14 protein-coding genes are annotated in these 14737 nt (G+C 53.3%); 9 read left to right on the forward strand and 5 right to left on the reverse strand.

Going from position 1 to position 14737, the window contains the following annotated elements:
- Nucleotides 1-72: 72 nt before the first annotated feature.
- A complete protein-coding gene (fepB, locus tag A9B99_RS17080; RefSeq protein ID WP_156519091.1) occupies nt 73-990 on the reverse strand; it encodes a Fe2+-enterobactin ABC transporter substrate-binding protein in 918 nt (305 codons plus the stop codon).
- Between the two features lie 296 nt (nt 991-1286).
- Here fepB and cstA point away from each other — a divergent pair, with 296 nt between their 5' ends.
- From cstA to A9B99_RS17120, 7 genes are all read left to right on the forward strand, one after another.
- Entirely contained in the window at nt 1287-3392 is a 2106-nt protein-coding gene (gene cstA, locus A9B99_RS17085) for a pyruvate/proton symporter CstA (protein WP_064599577.1), read from the forward strand.
- Nucleotides 3393-3449: 57 nt separating this feature from the next.
- Complete coding sequence (locus A9B99_RS17090; protein ID WP_036109624.1) at nt 3450-3647, forward strand: YbdD/YjiX family protein; 198 nt, start codon at nt 3450-3452, stop codon at nt 3645-3647.
- 12 nt (nt 3648-3659) lie between these two features.
- On the forward strand, nt 3660-4685 hold the full coding sequence (locus A9B99_RS17095) for a CobW family GTP-binding protein (RefSeq protein ID WP_064599578.1): 1026 nt from the start codon (nt 3660-3662) through the stop codon (nt 4683-4685).
- 565 nt (nt 4686-5250) lie between these two features.
- Complete coding sequence (locus A9B99_RS17105; protein ID WP_064599580.1) at nt 5251-6759, forward strand: sugar ABC transporter ATP-binding protein; 1509 nt, start codon at nt 5251-5253, stop codon at nt 6757-6759.
- Nucleotides 6756-7751 (forward strand): ABC transporter permease, encoded by a 996-nt coding sequence (locus A9B99_RS17110; RefSeq protein WP_064599582.1) that lies wholly within the window; start codon nt 6756-6758, stop codon nt 7749-7751. The genes A9B99_RS17105 and A9B99_RS17110 overlap by 4 nt, the downstream gene beginning before the upstream one ends.
- A 76-nt stretch (nt 7752-7827) precedes the next feature.
- On the forward strand, nt 7828-8898 hold the full coding sequence (locus A9B99_RS17115) for a sugar ABC transporter substrate-binding protein (protein ID WP_064599584.1): 1071 nt from the start codon (nt 7828-7830) through the stop codon (nt 8896-8898).
- 33 nt (nt 8899-8931) lie between these two features.
- Nucleotides 8932-9192, forward strand: coding sequence for a hypothetical protein (locus tag A9B99_RS17120; protein ID WP_064599585.1), 261 nt, complete (start codon nt 8932-8934; stop codon nt 9190-9192).
- Here the strand turns inward: A9B99_RS17120 and mtnK are convergent.
- Entirely contained in the window at nt 9189-10388 is a 1200-nt protein-coding gene (mtnK, locus tag A9B99_RS17125) for an S-methyl-5-thioribose kinase (protein WP_064599587.1), read from the reverse strand. The two genes, A9B99_RS17120 and mtnK, sit on opposite strands and share 4 nt — an antisense overlap.
- A 117-nt stretch (nt 10389-10505) precedes the next feature.
- Here mtnK and mtnA point away from each other — a divergent pair, with 117 nt between their 5' ends.
- Complete coding sequence (gene mtnA, locus A9B99_RS17130; protein WP_064599589.1) at nt 10506-11531, forward strand: S-methyl-5-thioribose-1-phosphate isomerase; 1026 nt, start codon at nt 10506-10508, stop codon at nt 11529-11531.
- Between the two features lie 46 nt (nt 11532-11577).
- On the opposite strand, the gene A9B99_RS17135 is transcribed toward mtnA, so the two are convergent.
- From A9B99_RS17135 to A9B99_RS17145, 3 genes are read right to left on the reverse strand one after another with little or no spacing between them, the layout of a single operon-like run.
- Complete coding sequence (locus A9B99_RS17135) at nt 11578-12120, reverse strand: 1,2-dihydroxy-3-keto-5-methylthiopentene dioxygenase (protein WP_064599591.1); 543 nt, start codon at nt 12118-12120, stop codon at nt 11578-11580.
- A 4-nt stretch (nt 12121-12124) separates the two neighbouring features.
- The gene (gene mtnC / locus A9B99_RS17140) at nt 12125-12805 is read right to left on the reverse strand and encodes an acireductone synthase (RefSeq protein ID WP_064599593.1); all 681 of its coding nucleotides are present in this window, start codon (nt 12803-12805) and stop codon (nt 12125-12127) included.
- Nucleotides 12802-13416, reverse strand: coding sequence for a methylthioribulose 1-phosphate dehydratase (locus tag A9B99_RS17145; RefSeq protein ID WP_064599595.1), 615 nt, complete (start codon nt 13414-13416; stop codon nt 12802-12804). The genes mtnC and A9B99_RS17145 overlap by 4 nt, the downstream gene beginning before the upstream one ends.
- A gap of 141 nt (nt 13417-13557) precedes the next feature.
- On the opposite strand from A9B99_RS17145, the gene A9B99_RS17150 reads away from it, so the two are divergent.
- On the forward strand, nt 13558-14721 hold the full coding sequence (locus tag A9B99_RS17150; protein WP_064599597.1) for a pyridoxal phosphate-dependent aminotransferase: 1164 nt from the start codon (nt 13558-13560) through the stop codon (nt 14719-14721).
- Nucleotides 14722-14737 lie beyond the last annotated feature (16 nt).

A 14737-nucleotide genomic window follows, 5' to 3' on the forward strand; every position in this document is an offset into this window, starting at 1 on the left:
AGGTGTTTTCGGCCCGGCTCGCCACGGTTTACTCAAGGTGGAACGGGAGCAGGGCCGGTGTGGTAGCGATGATTAGTGGGCAGGGAATAACTTCGCTAATGTGTCCAGTAAGTGGCTGGCACTGTAATAATCCAGGCGGAAATTATCCCCACCCAGGGCATAGACACGCCTGGCTTCTACTGCCGGAAGGTGAGCCAGTAGAGGGTGATTTTCTACCGATGCCACATCTTGTGAGTTGGCGGCAAACAGCAGAAATGTTTGCCCGGTTAGCCCGACAACCAGGTTTTCGCCTTGTAGTGGAATAATATCCTGGCGTGTGCCTCGCAGGCTGACCATGCGCTGTTCCTGGCCGGGTTCACTCAGGGTAAATCCCAGTTGGGAAAGTAACTGCCCCTGAGCAGACACCCTTGTCCAGACATTAGCCTGCGAAGCGCGGGCATTCCACACCAGGGCGTTTACCGGCTGAGGCGGCAATGTAATCGCAGATTTTACCTGTGCAAGGTGCGTACTGAATTGGGCAATACGCGCTGCCGCTTGCTGTTCGTGCCCGGTAATTTTCCCCAGTTCGGTCAGTAATTCCTGCCAGCTTTGGTCACCATAGTTAATTACGATTGTTGGCGCTATTTTTGACAACTTATCCCACTCAGCCATTGCTGAATCGAGGCCCGTCGCGCTCACCAGAATCAGGTCCGGGCGCAGGGTGGCAATCAGTTCCGGGTTGCTCTCTCCGGGAGGCAGGGCCTGGATGTTACGCTGAACAGCTATCTCTCCCCACTGGCGTAAAAAGCCATGTTCATCAGACACTTTGTTGCCAGGCCTGGTTGTACCGCTGGCAATGACTGGCGCATCCAGCGCCAGTAACGAACCCGTGAGTGTGACGCTGGTGGAAACAATGCGTACAGGCGCCTGTTGAAGCGTATGGGTTCCTTTGCTGTCAGTGAATGTGCGTGGCCAGCCGCTGGCCTGTGCGGAGCAGGACAACAGCGCCATCAGGCAGGAGATGAAAAACAGAACGGGTTGTTTCACTATATCGCCATCATGGTTAATGAAAATTACTCTCATTTTTATTTTTATTTTTATACGATGCAAGCCCCGGGTACATTTTTGCATGATGCAGTGATCTGCCGCTGTTTTGTGATTTACATCGAAATTACATTCCTTTTCATTTTATTTAACATTTTGCTTAAAGCATGATCCCTGCAGCGTTTTTTACCCACAGAAGCAGGTCAAATAAGCGCACATATCCTCTGTCAAACCTCTGTTGTGAAAATAAAAAAGGAAACCCTATGAATAACACGGGGAAACACCTTGTCTGGGGCATACTGGCACTATTGGGTGCCTTTGCTCTGGGCTACATTGCGTTAAATCGGGGTGAGCAAATTAATGCATTATGGATTGTCGTAGCGGCAACCTGCGTGTACTTAATCGCTTATCGTTATTACGGGCTGTTTATTGCCAATAAAGTGCTGTCGGTGGATGCCACCCGCATGACACCTGCCGTGCGCCATAACGACGGGCTGGATTATGTCCCGACAGATAAAAAAGTATTGTTCGGCCACCATTTTGCCGCGATTGCCGGGGCGGGGCCTCTGGTTGGCCCGGTGCTGGCGGCGCAGATGGGCTATTTACCCGGTATGCTGTGGTTACTGGCTGGTGTAGTGCTGGCCGGTGCAGTACAGGATTTTATGGTGCTGTTTGTTTCTACCCGTCGCGATGGCCGCTCTTTGGGGGAGTTAGTTAAAGCGGAAATGGGGAATACTGCCGGTGTTATCGCACTGGTCGCCTGTTTTATGATAATGGTGATTATTCTTGCGGTGCTGGCAATGATTGTGGTGAAAGCACTGACCCACAGCCCGTGGGGAACCTGGACCGTTGCGTTTACCATTCCTCTGGCGCTGTTTATGGGGGTGTACCTGCGTTATTTGCGCCCTGGGCGGATTGGTGAAGTTTCGGTTATTGGCCTGGTGATGCTGGTGTTCGCCATTATTTCTGGTGGCTGGGTGGCGGCAAGCCCCACATGGTCGGCTTTTTTTGATTTCACGGGTGTACAACTGACCATTATGCTGGGCGTGTATGGTTTCATTGCTGCCGTGTTACCGGTTTGGCTGCTGCTGGCTCCTCGCGATTATCTGTCTACCTTCCTTAAAATTGGCACTATCCTTGGCCTGGCGGTGGGTATTTTGCTGGTTCGCCCTGAGCTGAAAATGCCAGCCCTGACTCGTTTTGTTGATGGCTCCGGGCCGGTATGGGCCGGGGATTTGTTCCCGTTTCTGTTTATTACTATTGCCTGCGGCGCGGTGTCTGGTTTCCATGCACTGATTGCCTCTGGCACTACACCGAAGATGCTGGCGAATGAGAACCAGGCTTGTTTTATTGGCTATGGTGGCATGCTGATGGAATCCTTCGTGGCCATTATGGCGCTGGTGTCGGCGTGTGTGATTGACCCGGGTGTTTACTTTGCTATGAACAGCCCGCTTGCACTGTTGGTGCCGGACAATACCGTTGATGTGGTGACATCGGCCGCACATGTGGTCAGCAGTTGGGGCTTCCAGATAACACCGGATATTCTGCACAACATTGCCCGTGAAGTGGGTGAACAAAGTATAGTTTCCCGCGCTGGTGGTGCCCCAACGCTGGCGGTAGGTATGGCCTACATTCTTCATGGGGCGCTGGGTGGCCTGATGGATGTTTCTTTCTGGTATCACTTCGCTATCTTGTTTGAAGCTTTGTTCATTCTGACGGCGGTGGATGCAGGCACGCGTTCCGCGCGCTTTATGCTCCAGGATTTACTCGGCCTGGTTTCACCTGGCCTGAAACGCACGGATTCATTACCGGCTAACCTGGTTGCTACGGGGCTGTGTGTACTGGCCTGGGGCTATTTCCTGTATCAGGGCGTGGTCGATCCGCTGGGCGGGATTAATACGCTCTGGCCGTTGTTCGGGATTGCCAACCAGATGCTGGCAGGCATGGCGCTGCTGTTGTGTGCGGTTGTGCTGTTTAAAATGAAACGCCAGCGTTATGCCTGGGTTGTGCTGGTGCCGACCGCCTGGTTACTGATTTGTACCTTGTCTGCCGGTTGGGTGAAAACCTTCAGTAGCGACCCGCGTGTTGGTTTCCTGGCTATCGCCAACAAATTCCAGACCATGATCGATACCGGCACGATTCCGGCGAAATACACAGAAGGCCAGTTGGTGCGGCTGATATTTAACAACCGCCTTGATGCCGGGCTGACGCTGTTTTTCATGGTCGTTGTCGTGGTGCTGGCCTGGTTTGCATTACGCTGCTGCCTGAAAGCGCTGAACAGTGATAAACCGACAGTGAATGAAGTGCCGTGGGAAGCAATGCCGCCAGAAACACCGGTAGCAACGCACTCGGCTCGTAACGCACATTAAAGCGGCAGGGGCGGGCAACCGCCCCTGTGATGACCAGGGCAGGCGGAAGGAGGAAACATGTTTGATACGCTTGCAAAAGCCGGAAAGTATTTGGGTCAGGCCGCCAAACTGATGGTCGGGGTGCCGGATTATGACAACTATGTGCAGCATATGCGGCTGAATCACCCCGAACAGACACCAATGAGTTATGAAGAATTTTTCCGTGAGCGCCAGGATGCCCGTTATGGCGGCAATGGCGGCCCGCGCTGCTGTTAATACAGGATATTTATGCAATCAATAACAGTCCCTGTCACCTTGCTGACCGGGTTTCTGGGGGCAGGGAAAACCACCCTGCTTAACCACTTTTTGCACCAGCCGCAAGCGGGAGCTGTGGCGATTGTGGAAAACGAGTTTGGCCCGGTGAATATTGACGGCGCATTACTGGAAGCAGGTGATAACGTCAGTATTGTGGAGTTAAGCAATGGTTGCCTGTGTTGCAATGTGCGTGGCGAGTTCACCGCGGCATTGCATGGCCTGCTGGATAAGCGGGCTGATGGTGGGTTGAATTTTGACCGGCTGGTGGTGGAAACCACGGGGCTTGCCGACCCGGCTCCGGTTATTCAAAGCTTCTTTGTGGATGAGCGCTTACGTGAGTCATTGCAACTGGACGCCGTGGTGACCCTGGCGAATGCGCAACACATTCACCGGCAACTGGATGAGCACCCGGTGGCGGTTTCTCAGGTGGGGTTTGCTGACCGGATTTTGGTCACCCACGGTGACCAGGTGACACCCGAGGAACGCGATGCCGTAATGGCCCGCCTTAACCGTATCAACCCGCGTGCCGCGATTTACCAGGTAACCAACGGGGAGTGCCCTGCAGCGTTATGGCTTGATCTGGCTGCTTTCACGCTGAGTGATGACGCCACTGTGCAGCGTGGCTTTTTTATTGCCCGGCCACAACTGGACCAGGCGCTAAGCTTCCAGCCACTTTCACAGCCACGCGTAACCCGGCACTGGGATGACGCCATTTCGTCTCTGGTGCTCGAAGCAGGCTGGCTGGATTTGCATGCGGCAGGTGAGTTTATGAACTGGTGCGTGGAAAACTGGGGTGCGGATATGTTGCGTTATAAAGGTGTGCTGGCGGTTGCGGGAAAACCAGAACGCCTGGTGGTACAGGGAATACACAGCGTGGTGGGGTTTGATTATGGCTCCTCCTGGCGTGACAGTGAAACAGCCTGTTCCCGGCTGGTTATCATTGGCAGAAACTTGCCCACGGAAGATATTCGACGGCGCTTTATGGCGGCCTGCGTGTAATAAGTCTGTGCAGGTCGCAATCATTTAACGAGTTACGGCTTCGATATTTTTCAGTGCCGCTTGCAGGTGTACTGGTGCCAGTTTCCTGTAGCGCCAGTTTGCGCTGTTCTGGTAACACACGCACATTGGTTCTGTGCGCCAGGCTGGGGCCTGAAGCTTGCCGGGCCTGGCACAACGCGGCTGCCGTTATGTCGCATATATTCGGTTTCTGTCTGTGTTCAGGCGATTTTCGTCCGTTGTCTGAGTGGGGACAGAAGCAATCCTCTCTGTTTTATATTATCTGCCCAATAATGCGTCTGGATGTCCGGATGGCTAATAATATTTCGCTTTATGTTATGCCATTTCATTCATTGTCATGGCCGGGGCAATATGAAAAATACCATGAATTATCAGATTGATGAAAAAGAAGGAAAAAGCGTGGTTTTTCCTTCTTTTTAGTGAGCGGACGAAAATCAATGAATTGATTTTCCAGGTTTTTTATCGGGTGGCATCCTCTTGTTCTGTGCGGACATGAAGTTTGTCATCAGACTCAATTATTTGGTTAATTTCATAGAGACTGGCATTTATGGCACAACCTCACCAGATTGAGATGCGTGGTATTTCCATCAGCTTTGGTGGTTTTAATGCCTTGCAGAGCGTGGATTTCACTCTTAGAGGCGGAAGTGTTCACGCGCTGACGGGGGCGAATGGTGCCGGAAAATCAACCCTTATGGCTGTGTTGTCTGGTATATGGGCGCAATATGAAGGGGCGATTTTGCTTGATGGTGAACCGGTGCAATTGCGTACACCGCGTGACGCAAAGCAACTGGGCATTCACCTGGTACAGCAGGAAGTGGATGTTGCGCTGGTACCCGGACTCAGCGTGGGTGAAAACATCATGCTTGACCACCTGGCGGCTCCCGGGCATGGGTTTAACTGGCGCGCTGTCTGGCAGCAGGCGCGCGAAGCACTGGCACAACTGGATATCAGCCTTAATGTAAAAAAAACCATTGAGCATTGCTCCCTTGCTGAGAAACAACATGTGTTGCTCGCGCGTGCGCTGTCTCACCATTGCCGCTTTCTGATCCTCGATGAACCCACCGCTCCCCTTGACCAGCATGAAAGCGACCGCCTGTTTGCCGTGGTCCGGCGTCTTCAGGCTCAGGGGATTGGCGTGGTGTTTATCTCCCATCGCATTCATGAACTTAAAGCTATCTGCGACACGCTCACAGTATTACGTGATGGCCGCCTGGTTGAAACCGGGGCAATGGCATCGCTGTCTGGCGAGGAAGTGGTAGAGAAAATGCTGGGCCACACCCTGGATAACCTCTACCCGGAACGGACCGGTGTGGCGGCAGATGCCCCTGTATTACTGGCGGTTGAAGGGCTGAATGATGAACATCTGTTACGCGATATCAGTTTAACCCTGCGCGAGGGGGAGATTCTGGGTATTGCCGGGCTGGCAGGCGCGGGTAAAACGGAATTGTGCAAAGCCTTATTTGGCGCTTCACCTTGCCAGGTGGCTCATGGGGTGTTGCGTGGTAAAACATGGCGGCCAGTAAGCCCGGCGCACGAAGTTTCTCGTGGCATAGCTCTGGTGCCGGAAGAGCGGCGCAAAGAGGGCATTTTTATTGATGAGCCGGTTGCCATGAATTTATCCGTCAGCGCGGATAAACACTTTTCCCGTGGCGGTTTGTTTGGTTTCGGTGCCGCCAGGCGCTGGGCAGAAGAAGTGATAGCGCGCCTTAGTGTGCGCACTCACGGGCCTGATCAGGTGTTACGGCGCCTGTCTGGTGGTAATCAACAAAAGGTAGCGATTGGTAAGTGGCTGAAAGGCAACGCCGATGTACTGATTTTTGATGAACCCACTAAAGGGGTGGATGTCAGGGCTAAAACCGATTTGTTTACCCTGATATCCGGTCTTGCGGAGCAGGGAAAAGGGGTGATTTACGCCAGTGGCGAATTTGCCGAACTGGTTGGGTTGTGTGACCGAATTTGTGTGCTCTGGGATGGGCGTATTGTGGCGGAACTGGATAGTCGTGAGGCCAGCGAAGAAATTTTGTTGATGTATTCCACTGGAGGAACACCCGCGTGAGTAAAGCCCTGTCCCTTGAAGCGAAGGCCCCCGGGCGCCAGCGTCTGTTTGATTTTTTCTATAAGTGGGGAATGTTGCTCACTGTTGTGGCCCTGATTGGGTTATTTGGGCTAACGACAGATAACTTTCTCGACCCGCATAACATTATCAATATTCTGCGTTCTATCGCTATCGTAACCGTGATTGCGGTGGGCGTGTCGTTGTCGCTGACTGTTGGCGGCTTTGATTTATCGGTGGGCTCGACCGCTTCACTTGCCAATGCCCTGGTGATTTCCCTGTTTGTCTGGTACGGCTTTGACACAACGCAGGCGATAGTCATCACGCTGGCGTTGTGCTGCCTGGTTGGGTTGTTTAATGCCTTTCTGATTGTGGTTCTGAAAATTCCCGACATGCTGGCAACCCTTGCCAGTCTGTTTGTTATTCAGGGCGTGGCGATGACTTACAGCTACGGTGGTTCCATTACGGAGAATATGGTGCTGCCGAGTGGTGATATGGCGCAAGGCCTTATTCCGCCGGGCTTCAGCCAACTGGGCCAGGTGCCAGTCATCGTAATAATCATGCTGGTGGTTACAGTGGTGGCACAACTTGGCCTCTCGCTGACGACTCATGGCCGCCGGATGTATGCCATTGGAGGAAATCCGGAAGCAGCGAGGCTGTCTGGTATTCGCACCACACGCTACCGTGTGCTGGCGTATGTGCTGGCCTCGTTACTTGCCGGGTTGGGTGGGATTTTACTGGCGTCACGCATTGGTTCAGCTCAGGTAAACGCAGGCAGTGGCTACCTGATGGACGCCGTGGCTGCCGCCTGGATAGGTTTTTCACTGGCAGGCTCAGGGAAACCCAATGCGCTGGGAACCTTGCTGGGCGCCATCATTCTTGGTGTGCTGCAAAACGGGCTGGTGATGATCTCTGTACCGTATTACGCCATGGACATCATTAAAGGCCTGGTACTGGCAGGCGCTCTGGCCCTGACTTATATCCAGCGCCGTTAATCAGGCGAATTTTGTGTGGGGCAAACCTGCAACATATTGCACAACATCATCTAAAACAGACAGGAAACAGACAATAATGAAAATGCTGAAGTACTCGTTAATTACCCTTGGGTTACTGGCTGGTACCGCCACCAGTTTTGCTGCCACACTTGCACCAGTGCCTGCGGCAATTGCAGACCACAATGGGCCAATAAGAATCGCGGTGATTCGTAATCTGGGCTCAGATGATAATACTTCGCAGTTTCTTGCCGGTGCCATTCAACAGGGCAAGAAGCTGGGGTTCAAAGTGACCGTGTTTCTAACCAATGGCGATGATGCGCGCTTTCAGGATTTTGTAAACCAGGCTATCAGCCAGAAATACGACGGGATTATCTTGTCTCAGGGCCGCGAACCTTATTCAACAGCACTGGTAAAACGTATTGTGGATAGCGGGATCAAAGTGTCAGTCTTTGATACAGCGGTAACAGGTAACATTCCGGGTGTGACTGCCACCCAGCAGGATGATGCTTCACTGACGCGGCTCTCCTTTGGCCAACTGGTAAAAGACTTCAATGGTAAAGCCAATATCATCAAGCTGTGGGTGGCCGGTTTCCCACCGATGGAGCGCCGCCAGGTTGAATACGAAAAAATGCGCAAAGACAACCCGGGGATCCATGAACTTGAATCCATTGGCGCAGTCTCTTCTGATGTGCAGGGCGATACGGCCAATAAAGTGGGCGCGGTGCTGGCGAAATACCCGAAAGGGAAAATTGACGCAATCTGGGGTACCTGGGATGCGTTCAGCCAGGGGGCTTATAAAGCGCTGGAAGAGAATGGCCGTACTGAAATCAAACTGTACAGCATTGATGCGTCTAACCAGGATTTACAACTGATGCGCGAGGCCAACAGCCCGTGGAAAGTGACAGCAGCTGTTGACCCAAAACTGATTGGCGCTATCAATGTCCGTTTGGTTGCTTACAAAATTGCTGGCGAGCCGACACCGGCTACCTACGATTTTAAAGCTGCGGTAATTCCCCAGGCCTTGCTGGCAGGCCATTCGGGTAATGTGAATATGGCATCCCTGAGTAAAATTATTCCAGGCTGGGGCCAGTCTCAGGACTTTATCGCTCCGTGGTTCGCCACGCTGGAAGCGAAGCAGCAAAAATAAGGCGTTAAATAAGGCGTTAAAGAAGGCATATCGTTGCTGAAACCCGAATACAGCCGCAATATGCGGCTGACCAGGCCTCAGGTTATTCAGCCCTGTGATGTGTTGGTGGATGCGCAGCGAATATCTGCAGCACTGGCTGTAACGCCGGGCTGTCAATTTTCAGTACCTGGGCTGATTTCCGGTACGCCAGCGTTGATATCGTCTGGAGCGATGTTCACCGCAGTGGAGCAACATATTACTGCCAGAGGGAGAGAGCCATTGGTAAGTGACTCTCTTCACCCTGAACGGGGTTAACTGTACTGCCGCACCCGCGCGATAAACTCTTCCACGTTGTCAATTTTATCTGCAATCAGAATCAACGCCTTACCCAGTGCCAGCGCCTGGCGCTGGCAGGCAAGGCGCATGGCGTCATCGGTAATGGTGTCGATATCAGCTACATGGGATAACCCTACAGTGCGGCGGATAAGCTCCGTACCTGCATAGCCAATCGCATCGTGCCACACTTTGTTCAGGAACTGGCTGGTGTAACCGGGGCAACCCAGCGCCTGGTCACGGGTTTTCTCGCGCGCCAGTGCCTGGAAGCGCTCCGTAAAGGTGTGCCAAAATTCGCAAATATCCGCCAGGCGTTGCTCGCGTGCATCGGCGGCTTCACGCAGCGGGAGCAAACCGGGTAATCCACAGTAATTGAGCAACAGGTTGCCAATTGCTGTACCCGGGTCAAACCCGGCGGGGCCGAAGAAACCAAATTCGGCATCAATGGCTTTAAGGCGGCCTTTGGCGACAAAAACAGAACCACTGTGGATGTCACCGTGCAGTAGTGCTTCCGCATGGGAGAAAAAGCGGTGTTTAAGGGCGCTCACAGCAAGCTTCAGGTCTGTGTCTTCACGCAGGGCGGCAACCTCGCTTTCCAGTGCCGCAGGGTAATTATTGCGTTCGTGCTGGCAGTACGGGTCGTTAAAAAACAGGTCTTCAGTGATTTCGCACATGTCCGGGTTAATAAACCGCGCGACTTCGGCTTTTTTCTGGTGCGGGTGCAGGTAAAAATCGGAAGTATGAAACAGCACCTGCGCCAGGTATTCACCTAACTGGCTGGCGGCCTGCGGATAATATTCACCGCGAATCAGTTCGCCGCGCCAGATACGGTAACTGGATAAATCTTCCATCACCATGACGGCGAGTGCCGGGTCAAAGTGCAGAATATGGACTGTATGTTGTGGGCAGTGCTGGTAGTGGGCAATAAGGGTTTCCGCTTCCAGGCGGGCGCGGTCGAGGGTTAATGGCCAGGATTCCCCTACGCAGCGCACATAAGGTAACGCCTGTTTAACAATAATGCGGCTTATTCCTGCGTTGTCGAACACCTTAAACACCAGGTTAAGGTTACCGTCGCCCACTTCTTCAGCATGGGTCAGTGTTTCCGGGTTCGCCAGCCCACCATGTTGTTGAGCCCAGGCAACGGCGTCCCTGGCGGTAAAAGTGCGGTAGTGCGACATGTGACTTCTTTCCTCTTCAGTTCTGGCATTCTGGTTAATAAGCCGTTCAGACGTCTATACATCCGCTTTCCATCCTGACACAATAGAACACATCAACGCAACAAGGATTTAACTAAAATGAATAATCTCCAGACCACCAGCTTGCGCATTGCCAACAACCAACTGTGGATCCTCGACCAGCAGGCCTTACCGCAACAGTCAAACTGGCTGGATGCCAGTACAGTCGAATTATTGGTGGGCCATATCCATGCTTTACGGGTGCGTGGTGCGCCCCTGATAGGGCTATCTGCCAGTCTGTTACTGGCTTCGCTGGCGGAACGTGGTGAGAGCCGTGAAAAGCTGGGGGCGGCGCTGGAAACATTACGCGCCGCCCGGCCAACAGCCGTTAACCTGATGAATAACCTCGACCGGATGAAACAGGCGCTGGGCCAGAGCGACTGGGCCGGTGCCCTGGTTAATGAAGCCTGGCGGCTGGTGGAGGAAGACAAACAACTGTGTGACGCTATTGCTCTGGCTGGCAGTAAGTTAGTTACGCCCGGCAGCCGCCTGTTAACTCATTGCAACACCGGTGGGCTGGCGACGGCAGGGTGCGGAACTGCGCTTGGGGTGATTCACAAAGCCTTTCTGGCAGGCAATGTGCAGCAGGTTTGGGTGGATGAAACACGCCCGCTATTGCAGGGCGGGCGTTTAACCGCCTGGGAACTGGGAGAACTGAATATTCCCTACCAACTGATTTGTGATTCCATGGCGGCCAGCCTGATGGCAAAAGGCGAGGTGGATGCTGTATGGGTGGGTGCTGACCGCATTGCCGCCAATGGCGATGTGGCGAATAAAATTGGCACTTACAGCCTGGCGGTGCTGGCAAAGTACCACGGTATTCCGTTTTATGTTGCGGCACCGGTTACCACCCTGGATTCATCCTGCCCGAATGGCGAGGCTATTCCTATTGAGCAACGGGCGGCAGTGGAAGTAACCGGCGTGGCAGGGAGTTTTGGCGCGGTGCAGTGGGCGCCAGCGAATGCGCAAGTTTGCAACCCGGCGTTTGATGTCACCCCGGCAGAACTGATTAGTGGCTGGGTACTGGACAGTGGCGTGATTACCCCGGAACAGGTGCGCGACGGGGTGTTTAAAGCTCAGGCCTGAAGAGTGGCGCGGCCAGGTAACCAGTCAGCCTGGCCGCAGGCAGGATTCAGTCAATGCGCGGGTAAGTATCAGCAATAGGGTTACCGGTAAATTTTGCCACCCAGCCTTCCGGGTTATCAAAAATACGAATGGCGGTGAAATTGGGTTGTGAACCCATGTCGAACCAGTGTGGTGTGCCTGCGGGAACAGAAATTAAATCATTTTTTTCACACAAGACCTGGTAAACCTTGCCATTCAGGTGCAGGCAGAATAAACCCGCGCCTTCAACGAAGAAACGGACTTCGTCTTCACCATGAGTATGTTCAGCGAGAAATTTTTCCCGCAGCGCCGCTTTCTCCGGGTGACTGGCGCGCATGCTGATAACATCCCAGCTTTGGTAGTTTTTCTCGGCAACCAGCTTTTCAATTTCGTGCTGGTAGGCTGTCAGCACTGTTTCTGGTGTCGGCGCTTCTCCCAGTGGCTGGTTAGCTTCCCAGCGTTCAAAACGCACACCGGCGGCATTGAGTTGTTCGCGGATAGCCTCTGCGTCCTGGCTGTGCCAGAGCGCCTGGCTGGCATCGTTTTCGGAATAAATGGTAAGTGTGCTCATTCAGTTATGCCTCTGGGTTGATGGCGCTAAAGTCGCCAACCTGGGGGTGCTGGCTGGCGTTATCCGCCGCGCCACGAATCAGTTGTACGGTTTGCCAGCCTGCTTCGCGCGCGGCATCCAGCTCCTGGCGTATGTCTGATAAAAACAGTAATTCACCTGGTGCAAAACCCGTTTTGCGGGCGATTGCCTGGTAAGAAGCTGTTTCCCGCTTGTGGCCAACATGTGTATCGAAATACCCGCTGAACAACGGCGTGATATCACCTGCGTCACTGTAACCAAACAGCAGTTTCTGCGCGGCGACAGAGCCAGACGAATAAACATATAACGCAATACCTGAAGCCTGCCATTTTTGCAGTGCTGGCAGCACATCCGGGTAGAGGTGACCGGTGAAGTCACCTTGCTGATAACCGGTTTGCCAGATCATGCCTTGCAGGGCTTTGAGCGGGGTTGATTTGCGGTCTTCATCCATAAAGGCCAGAAGTGCGCTGACCACTTCGCGGGTAGTGGCTTGTGGCTGGCCGATTTCGTTGCGCACGGCATCCAGTTCAGCAGCAACATCGGGTTGTTGCTCATGGCTGGCAATAAATGCAGCGAGATGCTGGCGTGCATAAGGGAATAATACATTGTGTACAAAGCGGATATCGCTGGTGGTGCCTTCTATATCCGTCACGATGGCTTTAATCATAATACCTCCAGGCGGCGGCGCAGTATTTCGCATTCAAATAAGAATTCCAGCCCTTCCAGATGGCGGCGGGCTTCCTGAACACTTCTTCCCCAGCAGGTCAGGCCGTGGCCGCGTAGCAGGAACCCCCATTGCAGGTCGTCTTTGCTGGTTTCCGAGTTAATTCGTTGCGCCAGTGCACTGATATCCTGGTTGTTATCAAACACCGGGAGTTGCAGGGCATCCAGGTGCGACGACTGGCCGCGCAGGGATTTTTGCATTTCGTAGCCCTGAAGTGTCAGGCGGTTGCCTTTGACCAGGCGAGATAACACGGTCGCGTTAACAGTGTGAACATGGAGAACCGCCTGTGCTTCAGGGAACAGGCGGTAAATAAGGGTATGCAGCCCGGTTTCCGCAGAAGGTGTACGCCCGGAGGGCGCGGTATTGTCGCCAATGTTGACCTGCAAAAAATCGCTTTCTGTCAGGCTGCCTTTATCTTTACCGGATTCACTCAGCCAGCACCATTCGGAGTCCTGGCGCAAAGACATGTTGCCGCCAGTTGCGGGAGCCCAGCCTTTGGCACCGAGCCAGCGACAGGCCGCGACTAATTCCGCCAGTTGCAGTTGTTGTGTCATTACGTTCCTTATTATGTGCAGGAGTTATTCGGGCATAACATTATTATTTGGACGTCTAAGCGTCTTGATTGCCAAATATTAACATCGTGTTATAGTTGCAGCAACACAAGCATTACAACAAAATACCGGAAAGGGGAGAGAATGAAGAGTAGTAACCCTTTGATTCCAAAAAGTAAGTTACCAGCATCGGGTGTCACTATTTTCACCCAGATGAGCGCTCTGGCACAGCTTCACCAAGCCATTAACCTGTCTCAGGGGTTCCCTGATTTTGACGGGCCTCGTTATTTACAAGAGCGCCTTGCCTGGCATGTCGCCAGGGGAGCGAACCAGTATGCACCGATGACCGGGGCTCAGCCATTGCGTGAGGCGATTTCCCGCAAAACCGCTGAGTTGTATGGCTGGCTGCCGGATGCTGACAGTGAAGTCACCGTCACTGCCGGAGCGACAGAAGCCTTGTATGCAGCCATTACTGCATTAGTGCGCACCGGTGACGAAGTGATTTGTTTTGACCCCAGTTACGACAGCTATGCCCCGGCTATTGAACTGGCTGGTGGCGTGGTGAAGCGCCTGGCGTTACAGCCGCCGCATTTCCGGGTGGACTGGGACGCATTCAAAAACATGCTTACGCCGAAAACCCGTATGGTTATCCTCAATACACCGCATAACCCCACCGCAACCCTGTGGCAACAGAGCGATTTCGTCCAGTTATGGCAGGCTATTGCAGACCAGGAAATCTATGTGCTGAGCGATGAAGTGTATGAGCACATTTGTTTTGCGCCTGAAGGCCATGCCAGTGTACTGGCGCATGAAGCGTTGCGTGAGCGCGCTGTGGCGGTATCGTCATTTGGTAAAACTTACCATATGACAGGCTGGAAAGTGGGCTACTGTGTGGCTCCTGCTGCCATCAGTGTGGAGATCCGTAAAATTCACCAGTACCTGACCTTTTCGGTGAATACTCCGGCACAACTGGCCCTGGCAGATATGCTGGAGGCAGAACCGGAACATTACCGTACACTGCCAGCGTTTTACCAGGCGAAACGTGACCGTTTTGTTAAGGCATTAGCTGCCAGCCGCCTGGAGGTTTTACCCTGCAGTGGAACCTATTTCTTACTGGCGGATTACAGTGCCATTTCTGATATGGATGATGTGAGCTTTTGCCGCTGGTTAACGGCTGAACAGGGTGTGGCGGCAATACCGTTGTCTGTATTCTGTGCCGACCCGTTCCCCCATAAACTGATTCGCCTGTGCTTTGCCAAGCAGGAAGCAACGCTGGATGCGGCGGCAGAGCGTTTGGTGAAACTGTGATTGTTTTGGTGGTTGT

This window comes from Mangrovibacter phragmitis, assembly GCF_001655675.1.
In the GTDB taxonomy this organism is placed as follows: domain Bacteria; phylum Pseudomonadota; class Gammaproteobacteria; order Enterobacterales; family Enterobacteriaceae; genus Mangrovibacter; species Mangrovibacter phragmitis.

Coding starts and splice junctions, on each gene's coding strand:
- fepB (WP_156519091.1), bottom strand. CDS start 990: ATGGCGCTGTTGTCCTGCTCCGCACAGGCCAGCGGCTGGCCACGCACA.
- cstA (WP_064599577.1), top strand. CDS start 1,287: ATGAATAACACGGGGAAACACCTTGTCTGGGGCATACTGGCACTATTG.
- A9B99_RS17090 (WP_036109624.1), top strand. CDS start 3,450: ATGTTTGATACGCTTGCAAAAGCCGGAAAGTATTTGGGTCAGGCCGCC.
- A9B99_RS17095 (WP_064599578.1), top strand. CDS start 3,660: ATGCAATCAATAACAGTCCCTGTCACCTTGCTGACCGGGTTTCTGGGG.
- A9B99_RS17105 (WP_064599580.1), top strand. CDS start 5,251: ATGGCACAACCTCACCAGATTGAGATGCGTGGTATTTCCATCAGCTTT.
- A9B99_RS17115 (WP_064599584.1), top strand. CDS start 7,828: ATGAAAATGCTGAAGTACTCGTTAATTACCCTTGGGTTACTGGCTGGT.
- mtnK (WP_064599587.1), bottom strand. CDS start 10,388: ATGTCGCACTACCGCACTTTTACCGCCAGGGACGCCGTTGCCTGGGCT.
- mtnA (WP_064599589.1), top strand. CDS start 10,506: ATGAATAATCTCCAGACCACCAGCTTGCGCATTGCCAACAACCAACTG.
- A9B99_RS17135 (WP_064599591.1), bottom strand. CDS start 12,120: ATGAGCACACTTACCATTTATTCCGAAAACGATGCCAGCCAGGCGCTC.
- mtnC (WP_064599593.1), bottom strand. CDS start 12,805: ATGATTAAAGCCATCGTGACGGATATAGAAGGCACCACCAGCGATATC.
- A9B99_RS17145 (WP_064599595.1), bottom strand. CDS start 13,416: ATGACACAACAACTGCAACTGGCGGAATTAGTCGCGGCCTGTCGCTGG.
- A9B99_RS17150 (WP_064599597.1), top strand. CDS start 13,558: ATGAAGAGTAGTAACCCTTTGATTCCAAAAAGTAAGTTACCAGCATCG.